The organism is Pedobacter ginsengisoli (assembly GCF_030244015.1).
In the GTDB taxonomy this organism is placed as follows: Bacteria; Bacteroidota; Bacteroidia; order Sphingobacteriales; family Sphingobacteriaceae; genus Pedobacter; species Pedobacter ginsengisoli.
Genome location: NZ_JASSYX010000002.1, coordinates 1 through 12660, shown reverse-complemented (window position 1 = coordinate 12660; position 12660 = coordinate 1). Strand labels below are relative to the sequence as shown.

Here is a 12660-nt window from a genome sequence, read left to right as displayed (position 1 = left end):
CCAAGCAATATGAGATTTCATAAAATAATATATACTACCGTTTTAATGATCGCCTCGGGAACGCTGCACTTAATGGCACAGGACCCCGTAAAACCCAAGACGGAGGAAAAAGCAGTAACAGAAGAAATTGAAGTGGTAAGACCTTATAAACCTGTTTTGGCTGAGGCTGTAAAATTAAGAAGAAGTCCGGATCTGAACGATGTAAAAACTTACAAGGCACGGTTCAATTACAGTCTTACCGACAGGAAGCTGGAACTGAATTCTGACATCAACAAATTGCAGGCTCAGGAAGTTGCAGCTGAAAGAGAAGCGGAACTGATCAATAATTATGTAAAAGGTGGCTTTGGTACGGCGAAAACTATATTTGCTGAAGCGTATGTAAATACCGGGAAGGATGAAGCCATGCAGGCAGGGGCTTATTTACAGCACCTAAGTCAATCGGGCAAGCTCAATAAACAACAGTCGAGCCAGCAAAGACTAAGTATCTTTGGCCGCAGTATCGGCGAAACAGCTACACTTAGCGGCAGGGTTAACTTTCAAAGGAATGGTTTATATTTTTACGGTATTGACGAGGCAAATCCTGCATTGAATCCAAATCCTGAGAAGCAAACTTTGAACTTCTTTGAGGCTGAAGGAGAAGTAGTCAATAAATATACGGATGATCCTGATGCCTTTAGCTACGCAGCTAAGGTAAATGGTTATATCTGGAGTGACAAGTTCAGTGCAAAAGAGAATTCCATTGTTTTGAATGGGTACATGAACAAACGGATCAGCAGTTTCAATCTGGGGCTTGCAGCTTCTGCAGAATTTGGAGGCAACAAAGATTCGATCGCAAACGTAAGTAACAATATCTTAAAACTGAATCCTTACATCAGACTGCAGACGCATGGCATTAAAATCAATGCCGGGATTAATTTTGTACAGGAATTTGGTGATTTTTCATCCACCAGGATTTTTCCGGCTGTAACCGCGGACTTCACGCTGATACCGGATTACCTTCAGATATTTGGTGAAGTGAAGGGAGATGTCAGCCGCAATTCATTGAAGCAGTACACAGATGAAAATCCATGGCTAAACAGCAATATAGAGATCAGAAACAGTGTTGAGAAACTGAGCATCAGCGGCGGGATTAAAGGTACTGGGGGCCCGGGATTTGGATATAAGGCGAAGGTCTATCACAAAAGGATCGAAGACATGCCGCTTTATGTAAACAGCTTTTCCAGCTTTAATAAGTTTGACGTAATCTATGACTTTGGAACTATGAAGCTTATCGGACTGGAGGGTGAGCTTTCTGTACAGGTAAGTGATGCTTTAAAATGGACCGGCAGACTAAATTTTGAGGACTACAAACCTGCAGCGGAAACACAAAGCTGGTTCAAACCGCAAATGCGGCTAAGTTCCGATCTCTTGTATAATATTACTAAACAAATCTCGCTGACAGCATCTGTAGCAATTCAGGACGATAGCAAAGCTAAGGTTTACCTGGCGGCACCCGCCAATCCGTATTTGATTCCTGATCCTTTAAATGAGCAGGTTGTGACCGTAAAGGGATTTGTAGATCTTGGCGCAGGGGCCAGCTATAAGATAAATAATCAGTTCTCGGCATTTATAAAGGTTAACAATTTACTGGATTCATCCTACAGCAGGTTTCTGTATTATCAAACCATCGGGATGAATATTTTTGGGGGAATAAGTTATTCGTTCTAGGCGGGTTTTTAATTAATAATTGGTTGATACGGAATTAAAATTTATTTTTACCAGAATGGAGATCTTATCATACCTTACCGAGCTTATCAGAACCCGAAAAGAAGTCGGGATCCCTGGGCTGGGTACCATTTATAAAAAGAAATCTCCGGGAAGATATGATGCGCAGACGCATTCTTTTTTACCCCCGAGCTATGCACTTGAATTTACTGAAGAAGTAAAGGAAACCAAGGCTCTGACAGAATTCATCAGCAAAAAGAAAAATATTTCTTTCGACTCCTCATCTTACTATATAGAACAATTTGCTGAGGAACTGCGCCGGCAGGTAAAAGACAACCGGGAAGCTGATCTTGGTGAGCTGGGCCGGCTTTTGGCTTCGGATAACGGAGTAGCCCTCTCTCCTTCCGGAGCAGTAAATTTAGGGTTTGAATTTTATGGACTGCCTTCTTTTAAAGAGGAGTCCGCTCAAGAGGAGGAAACTTATGCAAAGGAACAGGAAGAACATTTTCATGAACGCTTAGATTTGGAAGATCACAACGCTGATCTGAGTGATGGAACCGCTGAATCTGACGAACAGCCTGTGTATGATGAAATATCTGAGATTAAACATCAGAAAAAACCTGTATCTCCCCTGTTTATAGAAACAGCAGAACGTTTGGAAGAAGATCCGGCTGAGGACACTGCTGTTCTTGAAGACGAGGTTCCTGCAGCTGAGGCAAAGGCAGGTCATTACTGGAATTTTGACAAGACCCATAAGGTTGATCAGATTGAATCTGCAAGCGGTCCGGAGGAAGCAGAAAATGAGCATAAACCAGCAACACCAATATATATTAAGGTTATTGTCGCCGGCGCTATTCTTTTAGCCATCGGTGTAGCCGCATATTTTATAAAACCAGAGCTCTTTAAGGGCGAAGCTGGAAAAGAACAAGGACAAACAAAAGGTCCGGTTGCAAACCTCAATCAGTTAAAGATTGATTCTGCTGCAAAAGCAGACAGTATTTTGAGGACGGCTCAAACGGCAATTGTTAACCCCGATTCTTTAAAAGAGACTGCTGCCGCACCAAACCAGGCTTCAAGTACAGACACTGTGACCACGTGGGAAGTCATTGGAGCCTCTGTGATCAACCAGAAAGAGGCCGACTGGTTCATTACACAGATGAAGGCAATTGGCGTTACTGCAAAAGTAATTCCTAAGGTTCCGGGTAAACGCAGAATAAAGATCAGTGTCGCAACGTTTCAAGATGAAGCAAGCGCTATGAAAGGGCGTAAAGAACTTGTTGTTAAGTTAAAAAACCCAGATTTATATATCTATCAGAACAAACACACAAACACACAAATAAAATAATATGATCACATTACTACAAGGTGCCACGGATACCGCAAAACAACTCGTTGATACCGCTAATAACTTAACGCAGGCCGTAACTACCGCACCTCCAGAAATCCACTTTATTGACCTTCTGTTTAAAGGTGGCTGGGTAATGCTTCCCCTGGCTTTTTTGGCTTTTTTGGGACTGGTGATTTTTGTAGAAAGATACCTTACCATTAGAAAAGCATCTAAAACTGAGTCTAACCTGATGCTGCAGATCAAACAATATATCCATGATGGAAGACTGGACAATGCCATCGCTTTATGCAGAAACAACAATTCTCCTCTGGCCAGAATGCTTGAAAAAGGGTTGAAGCGGATTGGCAGACCCATTAAGGACATTGAAGCTGCTATCGAGAACAACGGGAAACATGAGGTCTCAAAGCTGGAAAAGAACATAGGTATACTTGGTATTATCGCAGGTATTGCGCCGATGCTTGGTTTCGTAGGTACGATTATCGGTGTGATTACTATTTTTCATGATGTATCTATCAAAGGCGCTATAGAAATCGGAACAATATCGGGTGGTTTATATACCAAAATGATTACTTCCGCTACCGGTTTGATCATTGGTATTATTGCGTATGTACTCTATCATATCCTGAATATGATGGTTGAACGAATCATATTAAGAATGGAAACAGATGCCATCGAATTTATTGATCTACTAGAGGAACCAGGAAAATAATGAATTTACGCAAGAGAAATAAAGGAACTGTGGAGGTACACACTTCTGCGCTGAATGACATCATGTTCTTCCTACTTTTGTTTTTTCTACTGGCATCGGCTGTAGTTAATCCACAGGTAGTTAAGCTGTTGTTACCCAAATCAGAATCAGGCCAACAATCTAATGCCCAAAAAACCGTTACTGTATCTATAGATGACAAGTTAAATTATACGATAAACAAAAAGCCAACGACCTTGGAAAACCTTCCGGCAGAAATAGAAGCCTATCAAAAGGCTGCTCCGGATCTGACGATTGTTCTTTATGCCGCGGGAAGTGTTTCTATAGACAATACCATGCTGGTATATGATGTGGCTAATAAACTGAAATTAAAAGTTGTACTGGCTGTAGAACCTAAAAAGTAATGATCTATCCAAAAGAAGAAAATAATTACCCAAAGGCACTGGCAATCTCTACCGGTATCATGGCTGGTTTGCTCCTTTTGAGTTTCTTTCTGGTCATCGGAAACTTTGAACCTGTTGAAACTGGTATGGGTGGTATGGTAGTAAACTACGGCACTTCTCCGGAAGGTATGGGTACAGACTATACCAGTGTGGAAGAACCTTCGGCAGATCCCAATGCAAATAACAGGCCTCCGGATAAGGTGGAGCCAACAGAGCCTAAGCCGGAAACTCCGACATCGGACAATAGTGCAAAAGAGATCGTCACCCAAAATTCGGAGGAGGCAGTCAGCGTAAATACAAAAAGCAAGACCAAAACTTCTACTCCTACTGCTCTTACTGAAACCAAACCGGCCAAGCCCGTCATTAATCAAAATGCCTTGTATAAAGGTAAAGCCAACAAAGGAACAGGTGGTGGCGACGGAACGGGTGCTGTAGCCGGCAACCAGGGTGACAAAGATGGTGACCCGGATGCACCGAATTATGGAGAAGGCGGCTCGGGTTTTGGAGAGACACCCATTGAAATCAGAAAGTTTGTGGGCCTGGTCCTGCCGCAGGATGACGGGCAAAAAACGGGTAAAGTAGCCGTACGGCTTAAGATAGATAGAAATGGAAATGTACTTGATGCTACACCGGGAGTAAAAGGAACTACGCTAAACGACCGTGACATCTGGCAGAAATGTAAGGATGCGGTAATGAAAGCGAAGGTGGAAAAATCAGAGGCCGGGAAGGACGTTCAGATTAAAATTGTGATTTTCTATTTTAAAGTGAAATAACCGAACAAGCATTCTATTTTTGTGGTATCCAACCTTTTTTAATGAATTACGATCAAACTCTGGATTATCTGTACAGTAAACTGCCTATGTTTACCCGTGTGGGTGCGACAGCCTTTAAAAAAGACTTACACAACACCATTGTGATGTGTGAGAAACTGGGCAATCCACAACATAAATTCAAGAGCATCCATGTAGGTGGAACCAATGGAAAAGGTTCCACATCACATATGCTTGCAGCTATTTTTCATCAGGCAGGGTTTAAAACCGGGTTGTATACCTCACCTCATTTAAAAGATTTCAGAGAACGCATCAGAATCAATGGTGTTATGATATCCGAGGACTTTGTAGTTGACTTTGTCGCTTCGCAAAGCGATATCATTGAAGAACTCAGCCCCTCTTTTTTTGAAGTGACTGTGGCAATGGCATTTTCATACTTTGAAACTGAACAGGTAGATATTGCTATTGTTGAAGTAGGACTAGGTGGCAGGCTGGATTCAACAAATATCATTACTCCAGAGCTCTCAATCATTACCAACATCAGTTTGGACCACACCAATATTTTGGGAAATACACTCCCTGAAATCGCAGTGGAAAAGGCCGGAATTATTAAACACAAGATCCCTGTAGTGATTGGCGAACGGCATCCGGAAACAGATCAGATTTTTATAAAAAAGGCGGAAGAAACCGGAAGTGAAATTGTATTTGCTGATGAACAATTGAGCATTCAGCATTTTCAAAGAGAAAATGAGCTGCTGAGCCTGTCCGTAAGAGATAAAGATCATGTGCTATTTCAGGAACTGGCGCTTGACCTTACGGGGTCATATCAGCTTAAAAATATATTGACAGTAGTTCAGTCTGCATTGGTTTTAAATAAACTGGGATACCGGATTAGCGATCAGGATGTTCGCACAGGGCTGAGCAATGTAAAGGAGCTTACTGGTTTGCAGGGAAGATGGCAGGTGCTTGGTAACCATCCGCTCGTTATCTGTGATACCGGGCATAATATAGCTGGCATTTCTGAAGTTGTGCAGAACATCCGGGAAACTCCGCATGACCATTTGCATATTGTAATAGGGATGGTTAAGGATAAGGATATCGGTGGCGTGCTGAAATTATTGCCTTCTGATGCACGGTATTACTTTTGCCAACCAGATCTGGAAAGAGCTTTGCCCGCTGCTGAACTGGCCAGACAAGCGCTTGACCAGCAGCTCATCGGTGATGTATTTCAAAGTGTTCAGCTTGCGCTGACCGCTGCAAAAAATGATGCAAGCGACGATGACCTGATATTTGTCGGCGGGAGTACTTTTGTAGTGGCGGAAGTGTTATGAAATCTTTACATAATACCAGTTCTTTCTACTCTTTGAATAAGTAACTTTAAAATTCTTTAACACACAATAATGAAGAGAACATATCTTTTATTTACTGCGATTTTTTTTATTTGCAGTACATCAATCGCTCAGAAAAAATCTGTTAAGACCTTATCAAAAACATCATCTGCTGCAGAATTGAGCAGACCGAAACTGGTAGTCGGGTTAGTGGTAGACCAGATGAGGTGGGACTACCTTTACCGTTACTACAACAGGTATTCAAATGGCGGCTTCAGACGCCTTGTAAATCAGGGATTCTCTGCCGAAAACACTTTTATACCCTATACTCCGACTTATACCGCATGCGGACATTCCAGCATTTACACAGGTTCTGTACCTGCTATAAATGGCATCATAGGCAATGACTGGTATGACCCTCAGCTGAAAAGAAATGTTTATTGCGCTGAAGATACTACTGTAAAAACTGTAGGCAGTGATACCAGAGCCGGATTAATGTCCCCAAAAAACATGCTGGTTACTACGATTACGGACGAGCTGAGGCTGGCTACAAATTTTAAAAGCAAAGTCATAGGTATCTCTCTTAAAGACCGGGGTGCGATACTTCCGGCGGGTCATTCGGCCAATGCAGCTTATTGGTTTGATGGCGGTACGGGTAACTGGATCACCAGCACACACTACATGACTGAACTTCCTGCCTGGGTCGATCAATATAACAAGCTGAAAATGCCAAATAAATACTTTGAGCAGAACTGGAATACCTTATATCCTATAGAGACCTATACGCAAAGCACAGCAGACAACAAACCTTATGAAGGAAAAGCCAGAGGTGAGCAAACGCCCACTTTTCCTCATCCGACTAAATTATATACTGACAAAAACTTTGATATGATCAAAAGTCTGCCATACGGCAATACTATGACTTTAGATCTTGCCAAAATAGCCATTCAGGCAGAGGGCCTTGGTCAGGGAAGCTCCACTGATTTCCTGGCGGTAAGCTGCTCATCGACAGACTATGTAGGTCATCAGTATGGTGCCAATTCAGTCGAAGCTGAGGATACCTATTTAAGATTAGATAAAGACCTCGAGGATTTCTTCAATTACCTGGATGCCAAACTTGGCAAAGGAAATTATTTATTCTTCCTGTCAGCTGACCATGGAGTAGCACATGTCCCGGGTTTTATGAAGGAAAATAAACTTCCGGGCGGATTATTTAGCGATTCGCAGGTGATCAAAAGCTTAAATACAACTATCGCTGAGCAGTATAAGATCAAAAAGGCTATCGTTACCTCCAGCAACAGCCAGCTTTACTTTGATCATGATGCCATTAAAGAGGCCAAAGCGGATTTTGAAGCCATAAAAACCCTGACTATGGAGACCTTGGAAAAACAGGATGCCATTGCAGATGCGGTCGACCTTACCAGGCTGAGTTCAACCACACTTCCTGAAGCGATTAAGAAAGCTGTAACTTATGGCTATAATGCTAAAAGGAGCGGCGACATTTACTACGTATTAAAATCAGGATATTTTGGCGGAGGAAGTACAGGAACCACCCACGGCGCCTGGTATCCTTATGATTCACACATCCCCTGTGTATTTATGGGTTGGAATGTAAAAGCCGGAAAGACCAATAAAACACATTATATGACGGACATCGCTGCAACCCTGGCGGCCATGCTGCACATTCAAATGCCAAGCGGCTGCGTAGGCGAGCCAATAACTGAACTCACCCATCAATAGAACTCCGTCAGAGATAGAATGAAAGGCCGTTATGGAACATAAACCATAACGGCCTTTTGTATTTATCGCAAACGTGTATTTCAGTTGTTGTTTTCACTTGCTCCGCATAGTTTTATTTAACTTTGTGCACCAGTTATAAACTACATAATGGAGCAGGTCGAAATCTACAAACCCAAGCATAAAATACGTTTCGTTACAGCAGCCGCACTATTTGATGGCCACGATGCCACGATCAATATCATGCGCAGGATTCTTCAGTCGTCAGGTGCGGAGGTCATCCACCTCGGGCATAACCGTTCTGTCGATGAAGTGGTAAATTGTGCAATCCAGGAAGATGTGCAAGGCATTGCTATGACCTCCTATCAGGGGGGGCATATCGAATACTTCAAGTATATGTATGATCTGCTGAAAGAACGTGGAGCTCCTCACATTAAAATATTTGGCGGAGGAGGTGGCGTAATCCTTCCCTCAGAAATTAAGGAACTGGAGAATTACGGGATTACCAAAATATATTCACCAGATGACGGCAGAAAAATGGGTCTGCAGGGGATGATCAATCATATGCTGAAAGAGGCAGACTTCAGCACTATAAAGTCCCTTGATGGCGGACTTAAAACCATTCCGCATAAAAGTATTAAAGATATTGCTTCTGCCATTACACTGGCCGAAAATGATCCGGAGGGCGCACAAACCTTTGTCAATGAATTAAAAAAGCTGGGTGGAAAAAACAAAGTACCCGTACTTGGAATAACTGGTACTGGCGGTTCCGGAAAATCCTCACTGGTTGATGAGCTGGTTAGGCGTTTTCTGATGGAAGTAAAAGACAAAACACTGGCTATAATATCTGTTGACCCTTCTAAAAGAAAAACAGGCGGAGCGTTACTTGGTGATAGAATTCGAATGAATGCAATTAACAATCCAAGGATTTATATGCGTTCGCTGGCTACCCGACAGGCCAATCTGGCCCTTTCAAAAAATGTACAGGAAAGCATTGACATCTGCAAAGCGGCTGGTTACGATCTCATTATTGTAGAAACATCTGGTATAGGACAATCTGATACAGAGATCACTGAACATAGTGATATTTCCCTGTATGTAATGACACCCGAGTTCGGTGCCGCCACCCAACTGGAAAAAATAGATATGCTTGATTTTGCTGACCTGGTGGCCATCAATAAATCTGACAAACGGGGTGCACTGGATGCGTTAAGAGACGTTCGCAAGCAATACAAACGAAATCACAATCTCTTCGAGGCGAGAGACGAAACCATACCTGTTTTCAGCACCATGGCCTCCCAGTTCAATGATCCGGGCATGAATGAACTCTTTTCGGCATTGATGCAGCAGATAAAAGAAAAAATACAGATTGATTTTAAGCCTCAAATGGAGCGTTTAGCGGGACAGTCTGAAAAAATCTACATCATACCTCCGGATCGTACCCGTTATCTTGCTGAGATCGCGGAATCCAGTCTGGCGTATCATGATTGGGTAGATAAACAAAGCCAAATCGCGCGCAGACTTTACCAACTACAGGGAGTTATCGAATTATTTCCCGAAGACAAAACGAAAGCCGGTCTCTCTGAGAGCAAAGCGGTCGATTCGTTAAAAGAGATTTATAAACATCTGGAAGAGCAGCTTGATGGAGACTGCAGGCGACTGCTCCGCGAATGGCCGGAAACCAAATTGAAATACAAACAGGAATACTTTAATTATAATGTACGGGATAAGGAAATTAAGCAGCCTCTTTTCTATGAATCTTTATCGAAATTACAAATCCCAAAAGTCTCATTACCCCGCTATCAGGACTGGGGAGATACACTCAGGTGGCTGCTGACAGAAAATGTTCCGGGTGAATTTCCCTATGCAGCTGGCGTTTTTCCCTTAAAGAGAGAAGGTGAAGATCCCACCCGTATGTTTGCAGGAGAAGGCGGACCAGAACGAACTAACAAAAGGTTTCACTACGTGTCTTTAGGCCAGCCCGCACATCGCCTGTCAACTGCTTTTGACTCTGTAACGTTATATGGTGAAGATCCGCACATCAGACCCGACATCTACGGTAAAATAGGCAATTCCGGTGTAAGCATTGCCACTCTTGATGATGCTAAAAAACTGTATTCCGGATTTGACTTATGTGCCGCTTCGACTTCGGTATCTATGACCATCAACGGTCCTGCGCCAATGCTGCTCGCCTTTTTTATGAACACAGCTATAGATCAGCAATGTGAGAAATACATCATAGAAAATAAACTGCAGGCACAGATACAAACTAAAATCGACAGCATTTATAAAGCAAAAGGAATAGAAAGACCTGAATATAGCGGCGACCTACCTGAAGGGAACAATGGATTAGGCCTTATGCTGCTCGGCGTGACCGGCGATCAGGTATTACCGGATGAAGTGTACTCAAAAATCAAAACAAAAGCTATAAGTATGGTACGCGGCACCGTGCAGGCCGATATACTCAAGGAAGATCAGGCCCAAAATACCTGTATTTTTTCTACAGAATTTGCACTGAGAATGATGGGTGATATTCAGCATTATTTCATTACCGAAAATGTACGCAATTTCTATTCAGTTTCCATCTCCGGCTACCATATTGCAGAAGCCGGAGCAAATCCAATATCTCAGCTCGCATTTACGTTGAGCAATGGGTTTACCTTTGTAGAATACTACCTCAGCAGGGGGATGCACATTGATGACTTTGCTCCTAATCTATCCTTCTTCTTTTCCAATGGAATCGATCCGGAATATGCAGTTATAGGCCGTGTGGCACGGCGCATTTGGGCTAAGGCGATCAAAAATAAATATAAGGGTAATAACAGATCGCAAAAATTGAAATATCATATCCAGACATCAGGCCGGTCGCTACATGCACAGGAAATAGATTTTAATGACATCCGTACCACCCTGCAGGCGTTATATGCCATTTATGACAATTGCAATTCCCTTCATACTAATGCTTATGACGAAGCCATTACCACTCCTACGGAGGAATCGGTACGCAGGGCCATGGCCATACAATTGATCATCAACCGTGAATTGGGGCTTGCAAAGAATGAGAATCCTCTACAGGGCGCATTCATTATAGAAGACCTAACCGATCTGGTAGAAGAAGCTGTGCTGCTTGAATTCAAGCGAATTAACGATAGAGGTGGAGTGCTGGGCGCAATGGAAACTATGTATCAGAGAGGTAAGATCCAGGAAGAAAGTCTATATTACGAAATGTTGAAACATAACGGAGAATATCCAATAGTAGGTGTAAATACATTTCTAAACAAGAGTGGTTCACCTACCATTGTTCCCGGCGAAGTAATCAGGGCTACTGAAAAAGAAAAGCAACATCAGATTAAATCCTTAAAAGCCTTTCAGGAAAGAAATGCAGATCAAACCTCTGAAGCTTTAAGAAGACTTCAAAAAGTTGCCATAGCCGGTGAGAATATTTTCTCTGAGCTCATGGAAGCCTGTAAAATATGCTCACTAGGTCAAATCTCTAATGCGCTTTATGAAGTAGGTGGACAATATAGAAGGAATATGTAATTAAGCGTGTATCCAGCTAAACTTATATTCCATTGTTGGATTCTTCATACGTTCGGCAACACGCAGTAATCTGGAAGGTAAAGCCATGATATAATCCCGCGCCTTTTCGCCCGCCTCATTCAAATCACGCATGCTTTCCAGTTTCCATTCTTCAATCAGCTGCTGCATAATCTCCACATAATCAACCGCTGTATAAACTCCTAAACGTTGTGCCGCATCAGTAAAATGTCCAAAAGTCTGACCAATTTTCATTCCCATCTCACGAAGAAAGTGAGCAGGCATCACAATCTTTTGACGCATCATGTCTTCAAAAGCGATCATGGCTTCATTTGGATCCACTTCAAAGATCTTGCTCATAAAATCCTTATAAGCCTTTGCGTGTCTCGCTTCATCAGAGGCTATCACTCCGCACATTTTAGACAATAAAGCATCTCCATCCTTTTTTGCTAAAGAAGCCACCCTCCTGTGAGAGATATTGGTAGCCAGTTCCTGGAAACTGGTATAAATAAAGTTTCTATAAGGGTCATGACCAGTACCAATGTCAAAACCATCGGCTATTAAATATTGAGTAGAAATTTCCATCTGACGCATATCAACTCTACCGGACAGGTATAAATATTTATTCAATAAATCACCGTGCCTGTTTTCTTCTGCAGTCCAGTGACGGACCCACTTCATCCATCCGCCAGCTTCATTTTTAGTGATGCCATCTACCATGGTCAACCAGGATTCATAAGTAGGCAGGGCCTCTTCTGTGATTGTATCACCAATCAATACTGCCACAAGATCATAAGATAGATCATTGGCATTTTCACGTAGTATTTTTATATCCTGGAAAAATGTATCACTTGTTGAATCAGGCAAAAAATCAGATGGTTGCCAATTGGTATCAATTGGTTTCAGGTATGAATCCATCATATCAAGCATATAAGTCTCGATATGCAACATTACTTCCCTTCTTTTCTCTGCAAAAAAACTCATTCGTTTTATATTTTAAATTTACTCCAAATATACCAAAAAAAATGGCATAGTAATGATATGATATCCTATTTTATAGGTAAGTAATTAACTAAGAGACTTTCAG

The 12660-nt window shown here is 42.3% G+C and carries 9 protein-coding genes; 8 read left to right on the top strand and 1 reads right to left on the bottom strand.

The features are described from left to right. The first annotated feature begins 9 nt into the window (after positions 1 to 9). The 8 genes from QEP08_RS07325 to QEP08_RS07290 all read left to right on the top strand — a co-directional run bounded on the left by QEP08_RS07325 (position 10) and on the right by QEP08_RS07290 (position 11576). Positions 10 to 1707 carry a TonB-dependent receptor gene (locus tag QEP08_RS07325; protein ID WP_285056934.1) on the top strand — a complete coding sequence of 566 codons (1698 nt, stop codon included), beginning with the start codon at positions 10 to 12 and terminating at the stop codon, positions 1705 to 1707. A 55-nt stretch (positions 1708 to 1762) separates the two neighbouring features. Then, complete coding sequence (locus QEP08_RS07320) at positions 1763 to 3049, top strand: HU domain-containing protein (protein ID WP_285056932.1); 1287 nt, start codon at positions 1763 to 1765, stop codon at positions 3047 to 3049. Position 3050: 1 nt separating this feature from the next. Further along, positions 3051 to 3761, top strand: a complete 711-nt coding sequence (locus QEP08_RS07315; RefSeq protein ID WP_285056930.1) for a MotA/TolQ/ExbB proton channel family protein — start codon at positions 3051 to 3053, stop codon at positions 3759 to 3761. Continuing rightward, the gene (locus QEP08_RS07310) at positions 3761 to 4162 is read left to right on the top strand and encodes an ExbD/TolR family protein (RefSeq protein ID WP_285056928.1); all 402 of its coding nucleotides are present in this window, start codon (positions 3761 to 3763) and stop codon (positions 4160 to 4162) included. Before QEP08_RS07315 ends, QEP08_RS07310 begins: the two co-directional genes overlap by 1 nt. Continuing rightward, entirely contained in the window at positions 4162 to 4974 is an 813-nt protein-coding gene (locus QEP08_RS07305; RefSeq protein WP_285056926.1) for an energy transducer TonB, read from the top strand. The genes QEP08_RS07310 and QEP08_RS07305 overlap by 1 nt, the downstream gene beginning before the upstream one ends. Positions 4975 to 5015: 41 nt before the next feature. Next, a complete protein-coding gene (locus QEP08_RS07300; RefSeq protein ID WP_285056925.1) occupies positions 5016 to 6302 on the top strand; it encodes a bifunctional folylpolyglutamate synthase/dihydrofolate synthase in 1287 nt (428 codons plus the stop codon). A 69-nt stretch (positions 6303 to 6371) separates the two neighbouring features. Then, on the top strand, positions 6372 to 8039 hold the full coding sequence (pafA, locus tag QEP08_RS07295; RefSeq protein WP_285056923.1) for an alkaline phosphatase PafA: 1668 nt from the start codon (positions 6372 to 6374) through the stop codon (positions 8037 to 8039). A 147-nt stretch (positions 8040 to 8186) separates the two neighbouring features. Beyond that, entirely contained in the window at positions 8187 to 11576 is a 3390-nt protein-coding gene (locus QEP08_RS07290; RefSeq protein ID WP_285056921.1) for a methylmalonyl-CoA mutase family protein, read from the top strand. Here QEP08_RS07290 and QEP08_RS07285 read toward each other — a convergent pair whose 3' ends face one another. After that, the gene (locus QEP08_RS07285; RefSeq protein WP_285056919.1) at positions 11577 to 12557 is read right to left on the bottom strand and encodes an acyl-ACP desaturase; all 981 of its coding nucleotides are present in this window, start codon (positions 12555 to 12557) and stop codon (positions 11577 to 11579) included. Between the last annotated feature and the right edge of the window lie 103 nt (positions 12558 to 12660).